This window comes from Flavobacteriales bacterium, assembly GCA_016713875.1.
GTDB lineage: Bacteria > Bacteroidota > Bacteroidia > Flavobacteriales_F > PHOS-HE28 > PHOS-HE28.
Map to the genome: position 1 here is coordinate 359,353 of JADJOI010000003.1, position 21,685 is coordinate 381,037.

General features: G+C 66.6%; 17 protein-coding genes. 6 read left to right on the forward strand and 11 right to left on the reverse strand.

Annotated elements, in window-relative coordinates; genetic code table 11:
* Positions 1 to 69: 69 nt before the first annotated feature.
* The gene (locus IPJ87_03005) at positions 70 to 3,042 is read right to left on the reverse strand and encodes a hypothetical protein (GenBank protein MBK7940835.1); all 2,973 of its coding nucleotides are present in this window, start codon (positions 3,040 to 3,042) and stop codon (positions 70 to 72) included.
* Positions 3,043 to 3,130: 88 nt separating this feature from the next.
* On the opposite strand from IPJ87_03005, the gene IPJ87_03010 reads away from it, so the two are divergent.
* Complete coding sequence (locus IPJ87_03010; protein MBK7940836.1) at positions 3,131 to 4,894, forward strand: lysophospholipid acyltransferase family protein; 1,764 nt, start codon at positions 3,131 to 3,133, stop codon at positions 4,892 to 4,894.
* A gap of 3 nt (positions 4,895 to 4,897) precedes the next feature.
* Here the strand turns inward: IPJ87_03010 and IPJ87_03015 are convergent, their stop codons facing one another.
* On the reverse strand, positions 4,898 to 5,686 hold the full coding sequence (locus IPJ87_03015; protein ID MBK7940837.1) for a UDP-2,3-diacylglucosamine diphosphatase: 789 nt from the start codon (positions 5,684 to 5,686) through the stop codon (positions 4,898 to 4,900).
* Between the two features lie 105 nt (positions 5,687 to 5,791).
* On the opposite strand from IPJ87_03015, the gene IPJ87_03020 reads away from it, so the two are divergent.
* The 5 genes from IPJ87_03020 (at position 5,792) to IPJ87_03040 (ending at position 13,120) form a co-directional block, all read left to right on the forward strand.
* Positions 5,792 to 6,157 carry a CoA-binding protein gene (locus IPJ87_03020; GenBank protein ID MBK7940838.1) on the forward strand — a complete coding sequence of 122 codons (366 nt, stop codon included), beginning with the start codon at positions 5,792 to 5,794 and terminating at the stop codon, positions 6,155 to 6,157.
* A 32-nt stretch (positions 6,158 to 6,189) separates the two neighbouring features.
* Positions 6,190 to 9,081, forward strand: coding sequence for an ATP-binding protein (locus IPJ87_03025; protein MBK7940839.1), 2,892 nt, complete (start codon positions 6,190 to 6,192; stop codon positions 9,079 to 9,081).
* 44 nt (positions 9,082 to 9,125) lie between these two features.
* Positions 9,126 to 9,770, forward strand: a complete 645-nt coding sequence (locus tag IPJ87_03030) for a response regulator transcription factor (protein MBK7940840.1) — start codon at positions 9,126 to 9,128, stop codon at positions 9,768 to 9,770.
* An 85-nt stretch (positions 9,771 to 9,855) separates the two neighbouring features.
* The gene (locus IPJ87_03035) at positions 9,856 to 12,429 is read left to right on the forward strand and encodes a T9SS type A sorting domain-containing protein (protein ID MBK7940841.1); all 2,574 of its coding nucleotides are present in this window, start codon (positions 9,856 to 9,858) and stop codon (positions 12,427 to 12,429) included.
* Positions 12,430 to 12,547: 118 nt separating this feature from the next.
* Positions 12,548 to 13,120: a hypothetical protein gene (locus IPJ87_03040; protein MBK7940842.1), complete on the forward strand. Its 573-nt coding sequence runs from the start codon at positions 12,548 to 12,550 to the stop codon at positions 13,118 to 13,120.
* Positions 13,121 to 13,168: 48 nt separating this feature from the next.
* Here IPJ87_03040 and IPJ87_03045 read toward each other — a convergent pair whose 3' ends face one another.
* The 9 genes from IPJ87_03045 to IPJ87_03085 all read right to left on the reverse strand — a co-directional run bounded on the left by IPJ87_03045 (position 13,169) and on the right by IPJ87_03085 (position 21,682).
* Positions 13,169 to 14,353, reverse strand: coding sequence for an aspartate aminotransferase family protein (locus IPJ87_03045; GenBank protein MBK7940843.1), 1,185 nt, complete (start codon positions 14,351 to 14,353; stop codon positions 13,169 to 13,171).
* A gap of 40 nt (positions 14,354 to 14,393) precedes the next feature.
* Positions 14,394 to 14,888, reverse strand: coding sequence for a hypothetical protein (locus IPJ87_03050; GenBank protein MBK7940844.1), 495 nt, complete (start codon positions 14,886 to 14,888; stop codon positions 14,394 to 14,396).
* Positions 14,885 to 15,337, reverse strand: a complete 453-nt coding sequence (locus IPJ87_03055) for a hypothetical protein (protein ID MBK7940845.1) — start codon at positions 15,335 to 15,337, stop codon at positions 14,885 to 14,887. The genes IPJ87_03050 and IPJ87_03055 overlap by 4 nt, the downstream gene beginning before the upstream one ends.
* A gap of 28 nt (positions 15,338 to 15,365) precedes the next feature.
* Entirely contained in the window at positions 15,366 to 15,923 is a 558-nt protein-coding gene (locus IPJ87_03060) for a sigma-70 family RNA polymerase sigma factor (protein ID MBK7940846.1), read from the reverse strand.
* 90 nt (positions 15,924 to 16,013) lie between these two features.
* Positions 16,014 to 16,967: a transketolase family protein gene (locus IPJ87_03065; GenBank protein ID MBK7940847.1), complete on the reverse strand. Its 954-nt coding sequence runs from the start codon at positions 16,965 to 16,967 to the stop codon at positions 16,014 to 16,016.
* Between the two features lie 11 nt (positions 16,968 to 16,978).
* Complete coding sequence (locus IPJ87_03070; protein ID MBK7940848.1) at positions 16,979 to 18,346, reverse strand: VWA domain-containing protein; 1,368 nt, start codon at positions 18,344 to 18,346, stop codon at positions 16,979 to 16,981.
* Positions 18,347 to 18,411: 65 nt separating this feature from the next.
* The gene (locus IPJ87_03075) at positions 18,412 to 19,293 is read right to left on the reverse strand and encodes a transketolase (GenBank protein ID MBK7940849.1); all 882 of its coding nucleotides are present in this window, start codon (positions 19,291 to 19,293) and stop codon (positions 18,412 to 18,414) included.
* Between the two features lie 87 nt (positions 19,294 to 19,380).
* A complete protein-coding gene (locus IPJ87_03080; protein MBK7940850.1) occupies positions 19,381 to 20,586 on the reverse strand; it encodes an O-antigen ligase family protein in 1,206 nt (401 codons plus the stop codon).
* Positions 20,573 to 21,682: a glycosyltransferase gene (locus tag IPJ87_03085; GenBank protein ID MBK7940851.1), complete on the reverse strand. Its 1,110-nt coding sequence runs from the start codon at positions 21,680 to 21,682 to the stop codon at positions 20,573 to 20,575. Before IPJ87_03085 ends, IPJ87_03080 begins: the two co-directional genes overlap by 14 nt.
* Positions 21,683 to 21,685 lie beyond the last annotated feature (3 nt).

A 21,685-nucleotide genomic window follows, 5' to 3' on the forward strand; every position in this document is an offset into this window, starting at 1 on the left:
AGGCGAACGGGGGTGACCCGGACACTTCCGGATCCCCCCCCCCCGTTCACGGTCGGTCCGAGATCGTCGTCAGGGCAGCTGTTGCGTGCGCGTGGCGGTGGGCACCGTGCCGCCCACGTTCACCAGGATGGGGTCACGATCGTTCGCGCCGCCGGCGTACTTCACGGTGGCATCCATGTTCACGTCCTCGCTCCAGTAACCGGTGACGGTGGCCGTGGGCACTGTGCCGCCGATGCGCACCAGGATGGGATCGCGGTCGTTCGAACCGCCCGCGTACTTGAGCTGCGTGTCACGCACCACGTTGCCCGCCCAGAGCAGGCGTACGCTGCCGTTCACTTTCTGCGCGTTGGTCCCGAAGGTGGCCACGGTGCCGTCCGTGAAGTTGATCGCCGTGGGCGCGGCACCGAGGTTCACGCTGTTGAGGGTCATGCAGGCCAGGTGGTTCCTGTGGCGCACCGCTACGTAGTACTCGTCCGCTGGGGCGTTCACCGTCAACGCCGAGGTCCCGTCGAGGCCGACCACATCGCCATCGCGCTGGACCAGGGCGCTGCGGGTGTGCAGCACGGTGGCACTGTTGGTCTTGGACCGCAGTTCCACGAGGATCCAGTCGGTGATGGCGTTGCTGCCGGTGACGGTGAGCACCGCCGGTGCGATCGTTTCGCCGCCACCGCCGCCCACATGGGTGAACCCAAGGGCCGTGAACGGTTCGGTGAGCGGGAAGGAGGCCTGCAGCCGCAGGGCATCGTTCATCAGACCGGTGCCCGTGTTGTAGGGACCTTCCAGGAAGACCTTCATCGAAAGCCCCACGCCGGTGGGCGGTGTGGGGATGGCCTCGGGGACGAGCCCGTCGAAGGGGAGTGTTCCGTCCGCGACGGCCATCGAGCGCACCACGGTGAAGCTGTTGTTCGTCGGGTTGTAGCGGAAGATGGTGCCGAGGCCGTTCGTGCCGCCCTGCACACAGACCCCGTAAAGGTTGCCGTCGGTGCCCTGGATCATGTTGCTCTCTGATGCAGAGCCCTCGGTGGTGGCCATGTCGTACAGCTGCGTGTACGTGCCGGTGGTGATGTTCCAACTGTAGAGCGTGCCGTTGAAGTACAATCCATCCTCCCGGCACATGCCGTAGAGCACGCCGTTGCTCGCCTGCACAAGGCGGCCGGCCGGGTTACCGCCTTGCAGACCGTCGAAGTCATACAGCTTGGTGAACGTGTTGGTGCTGGTGTTGAAGGAGAAGAGACTGCCGTTGTCGAAGGCGCCTTCTTCGCTGAGCGTGCCGTACAGCAGGCCGTTCGAGGCCTGGATGAGGTCGGCGAACGGTTGGATGCCGGTGGTCAGGGAGAGGTCCACCAAGGGTGTGACGCTGTTGGCACCGGGAGAATAGCTGAAGAGGGTGCCGAAGCCGTTGGCACCGCCGGCGGTCGTGCTGCCGTACAGCAGTCCGTTGGATGCGAGAAGCAGCCCGGCGCGTGGCAGGGTGCCGGTGGCTCCGGCGAAGTTCACCTTGGCGGTGAGGACCGAGGTGACCGGGTCGAACTCGATCAACGTGCACTCGTTGCTGGTGCCGCCGAGGTTGCACAGCCCATAGTATTTGCCATTGGCGAGGGTGAGCGAGCCGGTCGGGAAGGTGCCCGTCGTGCTGCTGAGGTTCACCAGGCGGGTGAAGGTGTTCGTCGTGGGGTCGAACGAGAAGCAGATCCCACTGCCGTTGGCCCCTCCAGCGGAGGTGAGGCCATAGAACTTGCCGTTCGCGTCGCGCACCAGTCGTCCCTTGGGCTGCGAGCCATTGCTGAAGGCGAACGACACAGCTTCGGTCAGCGTGTTACCCGCCACCACATAGCGGAACAGGGTGCCGCTGCCGCCATCGCCGCCCGTGCTCGCTACTCCGTTCAAGGTGCCGGTGGGAGATTCGAACACCCCGCTCCAGCTGCCGCTCGTGCCGATCTCGCTCAGGTTCTTGAGCAGGGTGTACGTGCTGGTGGCGGGGTCGTAGGAGAACAGTACGCCCAGGCTCGAGGTGCCGCCCAGGCTGGTCGTTCCGTACAGCAGGCCGTTCGCCGCGCGGCGCAGCCGGCCCAACGGCCTGTAACCGAGCGCCGGAGAGAGGTCGACCAGGCGGGCATAGAGGTTGCCGGTGAGGTCGAAGCTGAAGATCACTCCCTGGCCGTTGGCGCCGCCTTCGCTGGTGGTCCCGTACAGGAGCCCGCCCGTTCCGTTCTGCATCAGCTCGGCATAGGGCACTGAACCGTCCGCAGAGGAGAGGTTGAACAGCACGGTGTAGGCGAAGGTGGTGCTGTTGAAGCTGAAGATGACGCCTTCGCCGTTCGCCCCGCCCTGGGTGGTGGTGCCGTACAACAGGTTGTTGCTGGCCCGCATCAGTCCGGCGAAGGGACGTGCTCCGTTGGCCAGGGTCAGGTCGGCACGCTTCACGAAGTTGTTGCCGGTGGGCTGGAACTCATAGATGATGCCCTGGTTGTTGGCACCCCCCAACAGCGTGGTGCCATACAGCTGGCCGTTGGCCGCCTGCACCAGGCCGCTTCGCGGAGAGCGGCCATTGAGGTTGGCGCCGACGTTCTCGAAATCGTGGCGTTTGTTGAAGGCTGTCGTGGAGATGTTGTACTCGAAGATGGTGCCGAAGCCGTTGGCCCCACCCGCGCTGCAGGTGCCGTATAGCCTGCCGTTGGTGTGTTGCACGAGGCCTCGCACGGGTTGTTCACCGAGCGTGTTGCTGAAGCTGGCCAGGGTGGTGAACACACCGGTGGTGGGGTTGAACTCGAAGAGCGTGCCTACGCCGTTGGTGCCGCCGAACTCGGTGACCCCGTACAGGCGCCCATTACCCGCCTGGATGAGGTCGCACTTGGGGCCGCCCCCCGATACGCGGAAGAAGTCGTGCTTCTTGGTGAAGGTGCCGGTCTCAGTGATGGAGTAAATGGTGCCGATGTCGCTTGTTCCGCCCGTGCTCGTCATGCCCCAATAGGTCTGGGCGGTCAGCAGGGAGGTGGACAGAAGAAGGTGAGCGGACAGCAGAATGGGCAGCGTACGGCGCATGGTCGGTCGGATAGGGAGCCCCAAGATAGCCCATCCGGTCCAGTTGGCGAGCCCCTGGTCGGTCGGTCCGGTTGATACCTTTGACGGGATGCCCCCGAACGACCGCTTGGTGGACCCGGTGGAACTGGCCAAAGCCAGCCACATGCGCCCGGGCGACCCGCGCGTCGCCCTGTTCACGGAGGTCAGCGGGCTCAAGCGGCTGCAGCGGGTGTACGAGGAAGTGAGCCACCTGCACGACATCGCGTTCGTGAAGGCGGTGTTCCAGCGGTTGGAGCTGGAGATGGAGGTGCAGGCCGAACAGTTGGCGCAGCTGCCTCGGGAGGGGGGGCTGATCCTGGTGGCCAATCATCCCTACGGGGCGATCGATGGCATGGCGCTGGTGGAGGTGTTCGGCGAGGTGCGGCCCGACCTGAAGGTGATGGCCAACTTCCTGTTGCAGCAGCTCAAGCCGCTGGGGCATCGGTTCATCGGGGTGAATCCGTTCGAGCAGTTGCGGAGCGCCAGCAGCTTTCAAGGCATGCGCGCGGCCCTGGCCCATGTAAAGCAGGGCGGGGCCTTGGCACTGTTCCCGGCCGGGGAGGTCAGCAGCTGGCGCACCGAGCTCAAGGCCGTGGCCGACCCGCGGTGGAAGGTGCCCGCCCTGAAGCTCGTGCAGCATGCCGACGTGCCGGTGGTGCCGGTCTGGTTCGATGGGGCCAACTCCGTGGTCTTCCAGATGCTGGGCATGATCCACCCCAACCTGCGCACGCTGACGCTGCCCAATGAGATGCTGCGGATGCGGGGCAGGCATGTGCGCATGCGGATCGGCAAGCCCATCCCTGCCAAGGAAGTGGCCGCCTTCACCTCCGCCGAGCAGCTGGGCCGCTATCTGCGCGCCAAGACCTACGCACTGGGATCCGGTGTGCAGGTGCGCCGCGAGCAGTTCAAGCCCCTATTGTTCCCCCGGCGGCCCAAAGAGGTGGTGGAGGCCATTGATCCGCGCGTGCTGGAGCGCGAGATGGCCGGCATCCAGGACCTGAAGCTCAACAGCCAGGCGGAGTTCGACCTCTACCTGGCCGGCAGTGACCGCATCCCGGCCATGCTGCGCGAGATCGGCCGGTTGCGAGAGGTCACCTTCCGCACCGTGGGCGAGGGCACCAACAAGCGCATCGACCTCGATGAGTTCGACCTCTACTACGACCACCTGTTCCTGTGGGACCGGGAGAAGCGGCGCCTGGTGGGGGCCTATCGCATCGGCGACGGTGCGCGCATCATGCCGCGCTACGGCCGGCGCGGGCTCTACCTGAGCACGCTGTTCCGCATGGACCGCGCGATGGACCGTGTGCTTCGGCGCAGCTTCGAGCTGGGGCGGTCGTTCATCGCACAGGAGTACCAGCGGCATCGGCTCCCGCTCTTCATGCTGTGGCGGGGCCTGCTCATCCACATCACCTCGAACCCCGCGCACCAGTACCTCATCGGCCCTGTGAGCATCAGCAGCACGTACAGCCACTTCTCGCGGGCCCTGATCATGGCCTATGTGGAGAAGCACCACTACGACCGCGACATGGCCGCCATGGTCACCCCGAGGAACCGGTTCCGGGTGAAGCGCGACGGCGCCGACAGCGAGGCCTTGGTGCACGCTTCCGAGGCCGACATGAAGAAGATGGACCGGCTCATCGCGGAGATCGATCCGCATGAATCGGCCATGCCGGTGCTGCTGAAGAAGTACCTGCTCCTGAACGCCAAGATCATCGGCTTCAACTGCGATCCCCATTTCAACGATGCGCTCGACGGGCTGATGGTGCTCGACCTGCACAAACTGCCGCCGCGCACGGTCGAGGACCTGCGCAAGGGGATGGGCGAGGGTTCGTGATCCTCAGGCCTGTACGGCCTTCGGCAAAGGGTGCGCATCGGGCGCAGTTCGCAGGGCATCCCGCTCGTGGAGGTACAGGTGCCAGGCCCCGTCGTAGTACTCCAACGCGCTGAGGTGCTCGATCCAGTCGCCGGAGTTCAGGTACTCCACGCGGCCGCGATCGGTGGTGATGGTGCGCATACCCGGCTGATGGATGTGGCCGCAGACCACCCGGTCGAAGCCCTCGTGGATCGCGACCTCGGCGGCGGTGAGCTCGAAGTCGCTGATGAACTTCACGGCGCGCTTCACGCTGTTCTTCACCTTGCGGCTGAGGCTCATCCGTGGACGGCCGAGCCGGACGAGCGTCCAGTTCACCACCGTGTTGATGCGGATGAGCAGGTCGTAGCTCCAGCCACCGAGCCGGGCCAGCCACCTGGCATGCGTCATCGTGGCGTCGAACAGGTCGCCGTGGAAGAACCAATGGCGCTGTCCGTCCAGGGTCAGCTCCAGGCGGTCCACCAGGTGCAGGTTGCCCAGGTGGCTCGGGCTGTAGCGGCGCAGGGCCTCGTCGTGGTTGCCGGTGATGTAGTGCACGGGCACCTTGCCGGCCAGCTTCAGCAAGCGCTTCACCACCTGCATGTGGCTCTTGGGGAAGTAGCGCTTCTTGAACTGCCAGATGTCGATGATGTCGCCGTTGAGGATCACCCGGCGGGGTTTCACGGAGCGCAGGTAGGCATTGAGCTCACGGGCCCGGCATCCGTAGGTGCCCAGGTGCAGGTCGCTCAGAACGAGCACATCGATGCGGCGCTTCATCCAGTGCGCGAAACTGCTCTGTGCATATGGCCCCAGCGTTAAGCGGATGTGACCAACCTGTTCGCTGTGCACAGGGCCTGTTCACGGATCCCCGACCTTTGTGCCATGCAAGGGCATCCCACCCTGGTCCTGGGCGCGAGCCCGAAGCCCGATCGCTACTCGAACAGGGCGGTGCGCAGGCTGCTGGCCCATGGGCATCCGGTGATGGCCGTGGGCGCTCGGGCGGGGCACATCGGCGATGAGCTCATCCGGACGGACATTCCCGAGGGGTTCGGTTGCCATACGGTCACCCTCTACCTCAACGCGCACCACCAGCAGGTCTGGCACGACCGGCTGCTGGCCCTTTCCCCTCGGCGCATCATCTTCAACCCGGGAGCGGAGAACCATCAGCTGGCCGAGGAAGCGCGGCGTCGCGGCATCGAGGTGGTGGAGGGCTGCACGCTGGTGATGCTGGCGGCGGGGACGTACTGAGGGGTATTGGCGAGCGCTGTATCTTCAGGCGCATGCTCCGCCGCTTCGTGCCGCTGATCCTTGCGCTCTGTCCGGTCCAGGCCGCAGCGCAGGATCCGTTGCACCGGCGCTTCACCACGGCCGATGGGCTGCCGAGCGATGTGGTGTACTGTTTCGCCGAGGACCCTGAAGGGCTGATGTGGTTCGGCACCGACGCCGGGGCCGCCCGCTTCGACGGGGTGCGCTTCGAGACCTTCTCGCCGGCCGATGGGCTCACGGACATCGAGGTCATCGGCATCCAGGTGGACCGCGCCGGTCGCATCTGGATGCTCACGTTGAACGGGGTCTTGTGCTTCTTCGCCGAGGAGCGCTTCCACCATGCCGGCAACACGCCCTGGTTGGAAGGAAGCTCGGGGTCGAGCGGATGGCACTCGTTCGTCGAGGCCGGCGATGGCACCTTGTGGTTCGCCGGCATCCGGGGCGAAGCGGTCGCGGTGCGACCTGGACAGGGGGTTGTGCATCGCATACCCGCGGATGGCCGGTTGCGTTCGCTCTTCGTGGACGAACAGGCGAGGGTCCATCATATGGTGCAGAACGTGGTGTGGAGATGGGATGGCGCCGGCATGGAACGCGTGGACACGATCAACGCACGGGTCATGGCGATGAGCGTTCGTCCATGTGTGGGCCTTGCGGGGCGGGCCACCCTCCTGACCGAGGAAGGCGTGTTATTGTTCCAGCAGGGGCGGCCGAGCATTCTCCAATGGACACGTGCACGGGTCGATGCCGACCGGCACGTGCGCCTGCACTGCGTTGACAGCACGGACATGTGGTTCATCGGTCGCCGGTCCGGCGTGGAACAACATCGCGTGGATCGGGAGCTCCCCGTCCGGTGGTTCCAGCGCGAACAGATCACCACCATGTACACCACCAGGGCGGGTGATCATTGGTTCGGTACGCGATCCGGTGGGGCATTCTTGGTCGCGGCCCGGTTCACCGAGCGCACGAGGGTCGTCTCTTCGCCGGGCTCGGATGATGCGGGGGTGGTCTCCCTGTCGGTGGCTCATGGTGGTGTGTGGGCCGGTACGGACAGGGGCACCGTGCTGCACGTCACTCCGGACGGTGCGGAGCTCTTCGAGCCGGGTGAAGGGGTCCGCTATCCGGGCCGGGTGCTGCAGGTGCTGGAGGCTGATCGAACGCATCTTTGGGTGCTATCGGATCACGGCCTGTTCCGCGTCTCCGTGAGCGGGAAGGGCGATTGGAAGGAAGTGTTCAGTCGCTCTGCTCTGGGTGGATCGAGGGAGCCCATCGCCTCGAAGTGGGCGGTGGTGCGTGCGGATGGCCTCCTCTGGGCGGTGGGCAACGGGCTGAGTGCGGTGGTGCCGGTCGATGCGGACTTCCAGGCTGTGCAACAGGCACCGGAACATCTGCTCAGGGAACGCATGCAATGCCTGGCCGAGGACGGATCGGGTGTGCTATGGGTCGGGGCCGGCGATGGGCTGATCCGGATCTCGGGAGGGGCGGTGGAGGCCGTGGACCTGGGCGACCGCTTGCGCGGAACACGCATCACGAGCATCCTGCCGCTGGCCCCGGATACCCTGCTGCTTGGCACCGCCGGCGCTGGGCCGGTCCTGTTCACCCCAGGCGGAAGTGCGCGCCCGCTCGGGGAGGATGGCGCTCTCTTGAGCGATGTGGTCCGCGGGCTCAGCGGATGCGGCGACACCATCTGGTACGCCACGCCCCGCGGGGCCGGTGCGTTCATCCTTCGCCACGGCCGCGTGGTGGACAGTTGGTCCTGGTCGGTGGATAACGGGCTTCCCTCGAACGATGTGCGCGATGTGGTGCAGCATGCCGGAGTACTGATGGTGGCCACCGCGCGCGGGCTCTGCGTGCTTCCCCCCCGGCTTCAGGACGTGCAAGGCGCATCGCATCGGCTTCGTCCCTTCGGGGCCGAGGTCAACGGACACGCGCGCCCCTGGCCGACAGGACCTCTTCTCCTGCGCGAAGGGGACCGACTCCAGGTGGAGCACCATCTGGTGGAGTTCGCCCTGGCGAAGGCGGCCGTTTACGAGTACAGCACGGATGGCGATGCGTGGTACCCATGCGCCCAGGGCCGAGTGGTGCTCGATGGCCTTTCCGAAGGCGCGCGCGCGCTGCAGGTGCGCGCGCGCCTACCGGGCGGTGAGTGGGTGCTCTCGGCACCGCTGCGATATTCCGTGGATCCGCCCTGGTACAGGCGGAGATCCACGCGGATGTTGGCCGTCGGGCTGCTGCTCGGGTCCTTGCTGCTCGGCTTCAGCTGGCGCCAGCGCAGGCAGGCCAGGGCACACCAGCATGCCATGGAGAAAGCGGTCGCCTTGGATGAGGAGCGACGCCGGATCGCAGCGGACATCCACGATGACCTGGGCGCCGAGCTCAGTCATCTGCTCATGCGGTCGAGGGGTGGGGGAGCGGCCGGTGTTGACGGTACTGGTATCACGGAAGGCCTGGAACGCGCCATCGGCCGGATCGACGAGGTCATCTGGTCGCTCGATCCCACCAAGGACACGGTGCCCGGCACCATTCGGTTCATCGAGGCCTGGGCCGTTCAGTACCTGCGTCAGGCCGGCCTTCGAGCTCACATCCATGCAGCACCCGACATTCCCGGCACGGCCATTTCGGCGCGGATCCGTCGCAACCTGTTGCTGGCCGTCAAGGAGGCCATGCGGAACGCGGTCCGCCATGCCCGCGCCAGCCAGGTGGAGATCTCGTGGACCGTGGACCGCAGCACGCTTCAAGTAGCCATCCAGGACGATGGGATCGGTATCGCTGACGCTCCTGTCGGTCGCGGCACCCGGAACATGCACGACCGGATGACCGCACTGGGTGGACTGATGCGTCGGACAAGCCCACCCGGTGGCGGCACACGGGTGGAGTTGCAGGTGTCACTCAGTCCGCCCTCATCATGATCGATGAGGCGGAGGTCATGGCGTCGACGTAGCTAGCGACCATCATGGACGGATCACGGGAGCGCACGGTACAGGTCCTCATCATCGAGGATCACGCGGAGTTCCGCGCCGGTCTTCACTTCTTCCTCAGCAACACACCGGGTCTGGAGGTCCGCTCGGCGGAGGATGCGGCATCCGGCCTGGCCCTGATGGAAGTGCTCGCGGCGGATGTGGTGATCATGGACATCCAGATGCCGGGGACCGATGGCATCGAGGCCACGCGGCAGGTGCGCAAGCGCTGGCCCGGGGTGCGGGTGCTGGTGTGCACCGTGCACGAGGATGACGAGCGGATCTTCAACGCACTACGGGCCGGTGCGCACGGCTATCTGCTGAAGCGCGCTCCCATCGAGCAGGTCGTCGAGGCCGTGCGCCAGGTGATGGACGGCGGGGCACCGATGACGCCGGCCGTGGCGCGCCGCGTGGTGGGCAGCTTCGAGGACCGCCGACTGGACACCGGGCCCGACGCGCTGACCCATCGTGAGCTCGACGTCCTCGATGCCATGGCCGCAGGCCTGTGCGACAAGGAGATCGCCGTGCAGCTCGGCATCTCGTTCAACACCGTGCGCACGCACATCGGCCACATCTACGAGAAGCTGCACGTGCAGGGCCGCATGCAGGCGGTGAAGGTGGCCCGGAGGTGGTGGCGATGAGCGCTCGCCGATCATGGTGATGCGGAAGCGGCGGGGTGTCCTGCTGCTTTGTGGGGTTCACCCATCCCTTAACCGATCGATAGCCATGACCACACGCCCCATCCTGTTCGCAGCCTTATTGCTGTCCTTGTCCCGGTCCACTACGGCCCAGCCCTGGGATCCTGTGAACAGCTCGCCATTTCCACTACCCGACCCGGCGTGTGCCACGGCTACAGTGCAGGACCTCGGCAGTGCAGTGGCCTTCGACGGCGATCTCGCCATCGTGGGTGCCAAGGCCTCCGACACGCCGGGCGGAGACCTTGACGACCTCGGAGGCGCTGTCTATGTGTATGTCCGGCAGCCCAATGGGCAATGGCAGTGCGCCGATGAACTGCTGCCACCCTTGCCGCCGAGCGGCACGGTCAACGGCATGAACTTCGGGTATTCCGTAGCTGTGCAAGGTGACATCCTCTTCGTGGGAGCGCCGAACTACACGGAGGTGGACGGGCTGCCTTATGGACGTGTTCTCATCTACCGCTGGGACCCGTTGGCCGATGCCGATGGCGAGGCCATCGGTCCATACAACATCGTTGCATCCCTTTCCCCTGCTCCCTACGAGGGCTTCGGAAGGGCGCTTGATGTCAGTGGCGACCGGCTCATCGTCGGGGCCCCGCAGGACAATGGGCCGTATCCACAACCCAGTGGAAGGGCCTACGTGTTCGCAGCCCCCGGTGGGGACTGGACGAGCCTGACCGGAACGCTCCTCATGCCGGGCGGTGCGGTCAATGAGCAGGATGCGTATGGCCATGCGGTATCGATCCTGGGTGACCGTGCCGCGGTCGGAGCCCCTGGCTCCGGAGGTGATGCGGGGCGCGTGTTCGTGTTCGATCATCTCGGGTCGGGTTGGAGCTTGATCGACGTGCTCGATGACGCGATGAGCAGCACTGAACCGCAACGCTTCGGCACGGACCTGGAGATCTTCAACGAAGGTGAGCGGCTCGTGATCGGCGCGCCGCTGTTCTCCGATGGCGCCGGGCAGTTCAGGGGCCGTGCGGTGATCTGGCACGATGACGGGTCCTGGAACAACTTCTTCAATCTTGAGGCCCCCCTGGACGGTCCGGCCAACGCGTTCTTCTTCGGCGGTTCCGTGCATGCGGATGCCGATGCAGTGGTGGTGGGCCCGGATAAGGTCAGCTCGGTGGTGCGCGTGTTCCACAAGGAGTTCTGTGGTCAACCGTGGCCGCTCGTTCGGCAGTTGGACCAACCCACGCCTGCGGCCTCGGGTTTCGGCCATGCCGTGTACACGGACGGACAGACCCTTCTGGCCGGCGCGCGGAGCGACAACTCCGGAACAGGAGGGGTCTATGGCTACGTGCGGGAGGTGGTGGAGGCCTGCACCGAGATGGAGTTCTACATCAACACCGATGCGAACGGGCAGTACATCCGGTGGGAGATCCGTGAGCCTGGCTGCCCGGACGTGCTCTGCAGCGGCCAGGGATACGACAACAACGAGAAGTGCCAAGTGACCCCGTGCTGCCTGCCGGACGGCGATTATGTCTTCCAGGTGTACAACGACAACCCCAATGTCCCGTTCACCGGGTCCTACCTCCTGCGCTCACGCGCTGGGGGCCGCATCGTGGACAACCTGGACGGTTTCACGGGGCCGACCGCGTTGCACGGAGGAACGGGGGCGTTCAGCCTGCCGATGGGGACGACCCGGCTCATCTTGGACCGTTGCGACATGCAGACCATGCGATTGGCCGCTCCCGGGATCACGAATTTCATCTCTGCCAACACCCCTGCTGGAAGCCAGACCCGGTTCCACTTCTTCGACCCGGATGGAGCACCCATGGGCACGATCACCCAGGCATCAACGACCTTGCCGCTGGCCACTGTGGTGAACCAGCTCGGACTGGTTCCGTACAGGATATACAACGTCAGGCTCACGTCGGTCCTTGGTGGGGTGGCGCAGCCCTATGGCCCAGCCTGCTATTTCAGGTATATCCCGGCCGGCGAACCGTTCGGTTGCCGCCCGTCCAGGTTGGTCGACCTCCCGGGCCATGTGAACCATTCATGTGATGTCACGCTGCCGTTCGGCTCGTGCGCTTCGGTGGTGCACGCAGCTGAAGTGCAAGGGATGACACAGTATCGCTACATCTGGACAAGCAGCGTGGGTACATACTCCTTTCCTAGGACCACGGCGAATCCGGCGAACAACAGGATGTTCCATCTCATCAATGGAGGGTGCACCGCAGGAACGAATTGGACCGCTCCTCCACCACCGGCCAACTCCGAGTGGATGGTGTGTGTAGAGGCGCGCGCTGGAGCAGGACAACCCTGGTGCGGAACGGGCCAATGCTGCCGCGTGAGGATCGGGAGCGGACCGATACCTGTCGATCAGCTGATCGAACAGGCTGGTCATGTGCAGGGTCTTGATCTTTGGCCGAACCCGAACGACGGTGCTTCCCTCCACCTGGATGTGGCTTGGGCCGGTGGAGCGCCGATGGACGTGGAGTTCACCGATCTGTCCGGGCGGGTGGTGCGGCGCGTGGCTCTGGGCACGGATGGCGGTGAGCCGGCCGTCGAGATCGCGCTAGGCCGTGCATTGCCCGCAGGCATCTACCTCGTCCGGGCCGAAGCGGGCGGCACGCGCCGAACCGGGCGGTTGGTGGTGAACTGATCTCCTCGTCGCACGGATTGAATACAGGCCATGGACACTGGTCCTTGACCTTCTCACCGGCCAAGCCGAAAACCGGAACACAGAGTAGGCACAACACATCAGTACCATGAGAACAAGGATGAGCATCGTATGGTCGTCGGCCCTGCTGATGACCGGAGCTGTAGCCCTGCTGGCAGGCTGCAGCAAGGACCAGGTGGAACCCCAGGTCGCAGCGCAAGTGGAGGAGGTGGACCCCAAGGTCCCGCCATTCTTCCTGTCCTATGGACAGACCGCTGGCACGTACTCGGTGTATCGCTGGTACTCCAACTGCGTGGAGAGCTGGGGGACGATCGCACCGAACGCCTTTTCGTATGCGAACAACAACACGATCCTGAGCAACTACATCCGGGCAAGCAGTGGGTCGTGCGCGATCGACGCGAACTATTGCCGGCTGCTGCGCGGAAGCACGGTGGGCTCCTGGGGACCTTGGTACTACATCTGGCCGAACTGGGGTCCGTCCATCACGGTGCGCAAGGGGATCAAGATCCGCGTGAAGAACCTGGCTTCACCACCTGCGAACGCCTACAACCAGGGCATCTACTATGATGCGCCCACCAACACCTGGACGGTGGCGTCCGCCATCGCGTCCGGGAACTTCGATATCCAAGTGACCACGCCCGGAGGGCTTACGCTCTGCCCTCCGCGGGAGTGACCTTCGGATCCTTCGTGGAAAGCCCCTGCATGGCGGGGGCTTTCTGCTTCAAAGCCGCGCCAGTTCCTCCAGCACCACCCCGCACGCCTTCCTCACCTCCTCCTTGGTGATCATCAGCGGCGGCGCGATCCGGAACGCGGAGGGACAGCTGAGGAACCAGAAGCCCAGCACGCCCTTCTCCAGGCACCCCATCACCACGCGTTGCACAAGGTTCGCATCCCCTAGGTCCACGGCCAGCATCAAGCCCTCGCCACGCACTTCCTTGATCCGCGGGTGAACGAGCAGTTCCTTGAAGAGCGAACCAGTCCGGCGGGCGTTGCCGAGCATGTCCTCGTCCAGCAGGGCCTCCAACGCGGCCAGGCCGGCCACGCACGGAAGCGGGTGTCCGCCGAAGGTGGTGATGTGGCCCAGTACGGGGTCGTGGGTGAGCAGCGCCATGCGGTCGCGCGAGCTGATGAACGCGCCCATCGGCAGCCCGCCGCCCAAGGCCTTGCCCAGCACCAGCACGTCCGGCACCACGCCGAAGTGCTCGAAGGCGAAGAGTCGGCCTGTGCGCCCGAAGCCGGTCTGCACCTCGTCGAACACGAGCAGCGCGCCCACATCGGTGCAACGCTGCCGCAAGGCCCGCATCCAGTCCGGATCGGGGATCCGCACGCCAGCGTCGCCCTGGATGGGCTCCACCACCACGCACGCGGCCTCGGTGCTGATCAGGGCGAGGTCGCCCGGATCGTTGAAGGTGATGTGCGCCACATCGGGCAGCAGGGGGCGGTTGCGATACTTCTTCGTTTCGTTGTCCGTCAGGCTCAGCGAGCCGTGGGTGCTGCCGTGGTAACTCCTGCGGCAGCCGATGAGCCGGGTGCGGCCGGTGACGCGTTTGGCCAGCTTCACCGCGGCCTCGATCGCCTCGGTGCCGCTGTTCACGAAGTACACGGAGTCCAGCGTGGGCGGCAGCAGGCCGGTGAGGCGTTCCGCGAAGCGGACCTGTGGCTCCTGGACGAACTCACCGTACGGGATCACGTGCAGGTAGCGGTCGCACTGGGCCTTGACCGCCTGCACGACCCGGGGATGCCGGTGGCCCACGTTGGTCACGGCGAGCCCGGACACCAGGTCGAGGTAGCGCCGACCGTCCCGTGTGGTGAGGTGGCAGCCCTCCGCACGGACGATGTCCAGGGCGAGGGGATGCGGGCTCGTCTGGGCGAGGTGGTCGTGGAACGCTTGATGCAGGTCCTTCATGGTCGCCGGGGATGCCGGCGCAAAGGTGCATGCTCGGCGGTCAACGGCGCGGAGGGGGCGGGCCGGGGCGATCACCCTGGCGCTCGCGCATGCGGCGCAGCAGTTCGCGGTTGAAGTCGCGCTCGGCCCGGTGCAGCTCCAGGGTCTTGCGCGCACCGATGAGCTTGATGAACTCGCCGCTGTATCGCTTGCGGAGGTCGAGCTCGCGTTGTTGCGAGGCCAGCTCCCGGTCGATGTGGCCGGCCGCCTCGGCGTCGGTCAGGTCCGCGTCGGCACGGAGCGCACGATGTCCTTCGCGCCGCTCGCGGCGCAGGGTCTCCAGCTCCTTGTCGTACTGGTTGTACACCGGCCAGAAGCGTTGCGATCCCTCCGGGCTCAGGCCCATCTTCTGGGTGAGGTAGGCGCTGCGTTGGGCCTTCACTTCCTGGAGGCGCTCGGGCGGGATGGGCAGCTCATCTTCCTGGGCGGAGGTGGTGACGACAGCGCCGAGCGCGCAGCCGATGAGGAGGGTGCGAAGGAGGGATCGGGTGATCATAGGCTTTCGATGAGGTCGGTGACTTCGGTGCCGGTGAGCTCGTAGTAGTCGGCCAGTTCTTCGGCGGACAAGGCGGGCGCTTCGGGTGCGGGGGCGAGGGCGGCGAGGTCCTCATCGGTGAGGCCCTGCAGCAGGTCCTCTTCCCAGACCACCTCCGCGATGCCGGCGGGCATGGCGCCCAGGTCCGGTGCATCCTGCGGAGCGGGATGAGGTGTCCGCAGCATCCACCAACCGGCGACGAGGAGGGCGGCCACGGGCAGGGCCATGGCGGTGCGCACCAGCCACAGGCGCCACGCGGGCGTTGGGGCCGTGCGCGGCAGGCGGGCCTGCACCTCCTGCGCGAACCGGTCGTGGAACCCTGCGGGCACCGCGAAGGGGTCCGTGCGCGGGATGCGGGACAGCATCGGGGCGATCCGCTCCAGGTCGTCGTTCTCGGGTCCGTGGTTCATGGTCGGCAAGGGTTTGACGATGCAAGTCTCATTTGGTTCGATCGCGGGTGAGCTGGCCCTCGATCTTGCGCACAGCGATGTGGTAGCTGCTCTTGAGCGCGCCGACGCTGGTGCCGGTGATGGCGCTGATCTCCTCGTACTTCAACTCCTGGAAGTACTTCATGGTGAAGACGGCGCGCTGCTTGTCGGGCAGGGTCATCACCGCCCGTTGGAGAGCAGCCTGGATGGCATCGCCGGTGAAGTGCTCGCTTCTGTCCAGGGTGGTGGTGAGGCGCTCGATGACATGGTCGTGGCTGATGAAGAGCCCACGCCGCAGGCGCTTGAGGTGGGTGATGCACTCGTTGTGGGCGATGCGGTACAACCAGCTATAGAGCTGCGCGTCCTCGCGGAATCGGTCCAGGCCGTTCCAGGCCTTGAGGAAGACGTTCTGCAGCACGTCCTTCGACTCGTCGGGGTCGGTGACCATGCGGCGCACGAAGGCGTACAATCGGCCTTGGTACTGGCGCACGAGCAGGTTGAAGGCGTAGTGCCGCGAATCCTCCTGGCGGAAGAGGTCGAGCAGTTCGCGATCGGAGAACTCAGCCATACGTGGCGGAGCGGTGAGTGATGAGCGGCGAGTAGCGAGTGGCATCCGAGGAACTGCCACTCGCTACTCGCCGCTCGCTGCTCGGGCGTATCACTTTCGCTTCAGCGCGCGCTGCACGGCCGCCACGATATCGGGGGTGTCGAGGCCGTACTTCCGCAGCAGCTGGTCCGGGGTGCCGCTCTCGCCGAACATGTCGTTCACCGCTACATATTCCTGCGGCGTGGGGCGATGGCAGGCCAGGACCTGGGCGATGGCATCGCCCAGGCCGCCATGGCGGTTGTGTTCCTCGCAGGTGACGGCGCATCCGGTGCGTTCGACGGAGTGTAGGACCGCGGCCACGTCCAACGGTTTGATCGTGTGCACGTTGATCACCTCGGCGCGGATGCCCTCGGCCTGCAGGGCCTCGGCGGCCTGCAAGGCGCGCCACACCAGGTGTCCGCAGGCGAAGATGCTGACGTCGGTGCCACGCACGAGCACCTGGGCCTTGCCGAGCTCGAAGGGCATGTCGGCGGGGATGAAGACCGGCCACTTGGGGCGTCCGAAGCGCAGGTACACGGGGCCTTCATGCACGGCGATGGCCAGGGTGGCCTGCCGGGTCTGGTTGTGGTCCGCGGGCACCACCACGCTCATGCCGGGCAGCATGCGCATCAGGCCGATGTCCTCCAGGATCTGGTGCGTGGCGCCGTCCTCGCCCAGGGTGAGCCCGGCGTGGCTGGCGCAGATCTTCACGTTCTTGCCGGCGTAGGCGATGCTCTGGCGGATCTGGTCGTACACGCGGCCGGTGCTGAAGTTGGCGAAGGTGCCGGTGAAGGGCACCTTGCCCCCGATGGTGAGCCCGGCGGCGATGCCCATCATGTTGGCCTCGGCCACGCCCACCTGAAAGAAGCGGTCCGGGAAGGACTTGGCGAACGCATCCATCTTGAGGGATCCGGTGAGGTCGGCGCACAGGGCCACCACGTTGGGGTCGCGCTGGCCGGCCTCGAGCAGGCCGGAACCGAAGCCGGAGCGCGTGTCCTTTTCGTCGAGCTTGGGGAAGGGGTTCATCGGCGGAGGGTTCAGAAGGTGAGGGTGACGGAGCGGCCGCTCTCCACGGTGACGGGTCTGAGGATGCTGTACTCGGTCCGGCGGGCGTTCGCGCTGCGGTACACCACTTCATAGCTGCCGGGCAGTAGGCGGAACTGGTCCTGGGCATCGCGCGGATCGAGGTCGGCCACCCACTCCCGCTCGCTGCCGCGCACCACGAAGAGGGCTCCGTGGCCGGGGGCGCCCGCCTGCACGTTGAGCACGCCCTCCTGAGGGATGTGCACCGTGTTGGTGGCGCCCTGCTCAATGCGCACGCCGGGCACCAGCATGCGGGGCAGTGTGAGGACCTCCAGGTCGTAGATGCCCACGAGGTAGCGGTCGGTGCTGTTCACCCTTTGCACATGCAGGGTGGCGGCCTCGCCGGCCTTGCGCACCAGGCACAACACGCCGTAGGGGTCGGCCATGCCGGTGCCCAGCTTCAGTTCCAGCTGCCCCTGGCCCGCCGGCACCTTGATCACCGTATGCGCGCCGGGCGTCAGCTTCACGTGCTCCTGCACCACGGGCGGGATGGTGTGCACCACCAGCCGGTAGGTGAGCACGGGGTCGATGGTGAGCGTGTCCGGCACTCCGCGTTCGTTCAGGGTGTGCTCGAACTGGTGCTGGACCTGACCGGTGCGCTGGTCGGTGAAGGTCATGGCCACGTCGGTCTCCAGGGGCTTGCCGGCGCTCGTCAGCAGGTCCACCTGGCAGGTGGTGGTGTTCAGCGCCTGGGCCACCACCACGTCCAGCACATGGGCGAAGAGCTCCGGCGAGCTGGCGTCGTAGTAGTTGCCCACGCAGCGCAAGCTGTACTGCTGGCCCTCCTCGATGCCCACGCCGATGACGAAGGGCTTGAGCACGATGCCCTTCGCCTGCAGCGCCCGGCTCACCGCGCAGGGGTCCTCGTCGCAGGCCTCGATGCCGTCGGTGATGAGGATGATGATGTTGCGGACGCCTTTACCTTCTGGGAAATCGCCACCGGCCTTCTCCAGGGAGCGGGCGATGGGGGTGGTGCCCACGCAGCGCACGCCTTCCAGCACCTTGCGCATGGCCGGGATGGCATCGCCGCCGAAGGGCACCTCCAGGCGCGTGTCGTTGCAGTCCTGCTTGCCCGGTTCGATGGGGGTCTGGTGGCCGTAGAGGCGCAGGGCGAGCTCGATGTCGGTGCGCCCCTGCAGTTCACCGAGCGATCGCAGCAGCAGTTCGCGCGCGGTGTTGATCTTGGGTTTGTCGCCCCAGAACGCGTTCATGCTGTTGCTCGCATCGAACACGAAGAGCATCCGGGTGAGCGGTTTCCCAGGTGTCTGCGCCGCAAGGGTGGCGGCGGCGAACAGCAGAGGGGCGAGGAGCGAAACGCGCATCAGGCCCCGCCGGAGCAAACGGGGTACCAGAACGCGCGGCATCGGGGACGGAGCGGAAGGATCGGTCAATAGTCGCCCAGCGTTTCGGGCAGTTGGGCCAGCGCGCGGGCGGCCTGCTCATCGTTGGGGGCCACGCCGTGCCAGTGGTGGCTGCCGGTCATGAAGTCCACGCCCTGGCCCATCTCGGTGCGCATGAGGATCGCCACGGGGCGCCCATGACCGGTGCGGGAACGGGCCTCATCGAGTCCGCGCAGCACGTCCGCGAGGTCGTTGCCGTTCATCTCCAGCACGTCCCAGCCGAAGGCGCGCCACTTGGCGGGCAGGTCGCCCAGCGGCATCACCTGGTCCACATCGCCGTCGATCTGCCGGCCGTTCCAGTCCACCGTGGCGATGAGGTTGTCCACCTTGTGCGCGGCGGCGCTCATGGCGGCCTCCCAGACCTGGCCTTCCTGCAGCTCGCCATCGCCGTGCAGACTGTACACCAGGTGCGGGTCGCCGTTGAGGCGCTTGGCCATGGCGGCGCCGATGGCCACGCTGAGGCCCTGGCCCAGGGAGCCGGAGGCCATGCGCACGCCGGGCAGGCCTTCGTGCGTGGTGGGGTGGCCCTGCAGCCGGCTGTCGAGGCGGCGGAAGGTGGCCAGCTCCTTCACGGGGAAGTAGCCCGAACGCGCCAGCACGCTGTACCACACCGGACTGATGTGGCCGTTGCTGAGGAAGAAGAGGTCCTGTCCGGCACCATCCATGCTCCACGCGTCGGGGTCGTGGCGGAGCACCTTGAAATAGAGGGCGACCATGAGCTCGGTGCATCCGAGCGATCCTCCGGGATGCCCGCTCTGCACGGCATGCACCATGCGGATGATGTCGCGGCGCACCTGGGAGCAGGTCCGCGCCAGGTCGTCGGTGGATGCGCGGGAGGCCTTGCTGGGTGCGGCGTTGGGGGCTGACATGCGGGGTGTGACGCCGCGAAAGTAGCCGGGTGCGGAAGGGCGGCCCGGAGCGTGTGGATAACTTTTGAAAAGGCGGGACCGCCGGGCTCACGGCGCCGCACCCTCCTGTGCCACGGCCTCCGGCATCGCCAACGCCCAGGTGTTCAGCAGGGCGAACAGCACCACGCCCCACTGCCGGTCCAGCAGGTCCTCGGTGAGGCAGCACAAGGCCAGGAAGACCAGCAGGGCGGCATGCAGGGCATCCTTGCGGCGCAACGCGACCCGTAACGGCACGGCGAACAGCAGCACAAAGGCCACCGCACCGGGCAATCCCAGGCCGATCCACCACAGCAGCAACTGGTCATGCGGACCGTGATGGCCGTCGGCGTAGGTGCCTCCGGCAATGCCGCGGAGGCAGTCGTCCATGGCCCCGCGCACCCGGTCGGGCCCCAGGCCGGTGAGGGCGCTGCGCTCCAACAGGTCCAGCCCGCAATGCACCAGGGCCCAACGCTCACCGGTGTCCGAAGCGGCGAAGGTGGGCACGGTGGCCGGAGTGGTGAAGGCCTCCAGCCAGCGCCCGCGAAGGGTGGGGGTGGCGAGCAGCAGCAGCACGAGCATGCCCGCGACGGGAAGCAGAAAGCGCTGCCTCGCTCCAACGGAACCGCGCACGAACAGGAGCACGAACGCGACCAAGAAAGCCAGGGCCGGCATGCGCGAGGCCAGCAGCGCGCCCATCACGGCACAGGCCAACAAGCAGGCGATCCGCAGGGCATGGCGATGGCGCCGCATCAGGGCCGTCTGGATCAGCGCGGCCAGGAAGAGGTGGTAGGCCGCGTACACGGCGTGCATGCCGGTGGCCGCGGCGAAGGCCTCCCGCAGGGCGCGGGGCTCCTCGATCAGGCCCGGATGGTCGAAGAGCGCGGGCAGCAGACCGCGCAGCCCCAGAACCAAGGCGGCCCCACTGAACACGTCCAACGGCAGTTGGCGGGGCAGCGGCGGCGGCGGTGCCAGCAGCAGCAGCACGGGCAGCAGCAACAAGGGCACCACGCGTTCCGCGATGAGCCACGCGGCAGGTGGATCATCGCAGAAGGGCACGCGCACGGCGAGCAACAGGAAAGGAGAACCGAGGGCCAGGACCCAATGCCAGGGCCGCTGCGCCGAGGCGTGGCCGTGCCGAAGGCCTCGAAGCAGCTGCACCGCAGCGAAGGCGATCAGAGTACCACCGGTGACCTGCAAGGGCCATAGGGCCTGTGCGCTGAGCAGCAGCAGCAGGCCGCTGGCCGCATGGTCCAATGGACGGTCAATGCGGGGCATGGCGCAGGCATTGGTCCACGGCATCGCGCATGGCGGCGCGGAACACCTCGCGCCCGAAGCGCAGCGCATGCGCACGCAACGCCCCGGGCCCGCCACGCACGCCCGTGCGCTCGAAGCGCTCCACCGCGTCACGGATCGGCGCGGCTTCCGCAGCGGGGAAGAAGAGGCCCGTATCGCCGTCCACCACCGTCTCCAGGTAGCCCCCGGCGGCGAGCGCGAGCACGGGAGTGCCGCAGGCGTTGGCCTCCAGCGGCGTAAGCCCGAAGTCCTCGTGGGCGGCGGCGATCAACGCGTGCGCTCCCCGCATCAGCTGCACGAGCTCCGTGTGCGGCACTTCGCCGACGAACCGCACGTTGGGTGGAGGCGATCGCATCCACCGTGCCCGCTCCGGACCATCCCCGCAGATGACCAGCCGGCGATCGGGGAGTCCGCTGAACGCATCGATGATGCGGTCCACACGTTTGTAGGGCACCAGGCGCGAGACGGCCAGATAGTGGCCGCGCGGTCCCGGTCCCGGGGTGAAGCGGTCCACGTCCACCGGCGGATGCACCACGCGGGACTCCCTGCCGTAGCAGGTGCGGATGCGGTCGGCGGTGTTGTGGCTGTTGGCCAGCAGGCAGGTGATGCGCGATGTGTGGTCCCGGTCCCAGCGGCGCAGGCGTTGCAGCACTCGGCGGAGCACGAAGCCCTTGAGGCCATGCATGCCATGGTCGCGCACGTACTCGTCCTCCATCACCCAGGCGTAGCGCATGGGGGTGTGGATGTAGCTGAGGTGCACCTGGCCCGGCTGTGTGCGCACCCCTTTGGCCACGGCATACGAGGCCGAGAGGACCAGGTCGTAGCCGCGCAGGTCGAGCCGCTCGATGGCCATCGGGAACAGCGGCAGGTAGCTGCGGAAGTGCGTGCGGGCGAAGGGCAGGTGCTGGATGAAGGTGGTGCGGGCATGGCGTCCGCCCAGCACCTCCTGGCGGGCCTCGGGCGAAAGGAAGTCCACGAGCGCGAACACATCCGGGTCGAACAGGTCGATCAGTTCGCGGGTGACGCGTTCGGCACCGCCCTGCACGGCCAGCCAGTCATGCACGAGGGCGATGCGCATCGG

Excerpts from the sequence above, each read along its gene's own strand:
- IPJ87_03005 (MBK7940835.1), bottom strand. The coding sequence starts at position 3,042 with ATGCGCCGTACGCTGCCCATTCTGCTGTCCGCTCACCTTCTTCTGTCC.
- IPJ87_03010 (MBK7940836.1), top strand. The coding sequence starts at position 3,131 with ATGCCCCCGAACGACCGCTTGGTGGACCCGGTGGAACTGGCCAAAGCC.
- IPJ87_03015 (MBK7940837.1), bottom strand. The coding sequence starts at position 5,686 with ATGAAGCGCCGCATCGATGTGCTCGTTCTGAGCGACCTGCACCTGGGC.
- IPJ87_03020 (MBK7940838.1), top strand. The coding sequence starts at position 5,792 with ATGCAAGGGCATCCCACCCTGGTCCTGGGCGCGAGCCCGAAGCCCGAT.
- IPJ87_03025 (MBK7940839.1), top strand. The coding sequence starts at position 6,190 with ATGCTCCGCCGCTTCGTGCCGCTGATCCTTGCGCTCTGTCCGGTCCAG.
- IPJ87_03030 (MBK7940840.1), top strand. The coding sequence starts at position 9,126 with ATGGACGGATCACGGGAGCGCACGGTACAGGTCCTCATCATCGAGGAT.
- IPJ87_03035 (MBK7940841.1), top strand. The coding sequence starts at position 9,856 with ATGACCACACGCCCCATCCTGTTCGCAGCCTTATTGCTGTCCTTGTCC.
- IPJ87_03040 (MBK7940842.1), top strand. The coding sequence starts at position 12,548 with ATGAGCATCGTATGGTCGTCGGCCCTGCTGATGACCGGAGCTGTAGCC.
- IPJ87_03045 (MBK7940843.1), bottom strand. The coding sequence starts at position 14,353 with ATGAAGGACCTGCATCAAGCGTTCCACGACCACCTCGCCCAGACGAGC.
- IPJ87_03050 (MBK7940844.1), bottom strand. The coding sequence starts at position 14,888 with ATGATCACCCGATCCCTCCTTCGCACCCTCCTCATCGGCTGCGCGCTC.
- IPJ87_03055 (MBK7940845.1), bottom strand. The coding sequence starts at position 15,337 with ATGAACCACGGACCCGAGAACGACGACCTGGAGCGGATCGCCCCGATG.
- IPJ87_03060 (MBK7940846.1), bottom strand. The coding sequence starts at position 15,923 with ATGGCTGAGTTCTCCGATCGCGAACTGCTCGACCTCTTCCGCCAGGAG.
- IPJ87_03065 (MBK7940847.1), bottom strand. The coding sequence starts at position 16,967 with ATGAACCCCTTCCCCAAGCTCGACGAAAAGGACACGCGCTCCGGCTTC.
- IPJ87_03070 (MBK7940848.1), bottom strand. The coding sequence starts at position 18,346 with ATGCGCGTTTCGCTCCTCGCCCCTCTGCTGTTCGCCGCCGCCACCCTT.
- IPJ87_03075 (MBK7940849.1), bottom strand. The coding sequence starts at position 19,293 with ATGTCAGCCCCCAACGCCGCACCCAGCAAGGCCTCCCGCGCATCCACC.
- IPJ87_03080 (MBK7940850.1), bottom strand. The coding sequence starts at position 20,586 with ATGCCCCGCATTGACCGTCCATTGGACCATGCGGCCAGCGGCCTGCTG.
- IPJ87_03085 (MBK7940851.1), bottom strand. The coding sequence starts at position 21,682 with ATGCGCATCGCCCTCGTGCATGACTGGCTGGCCGTGCAGGGCGGTGCC.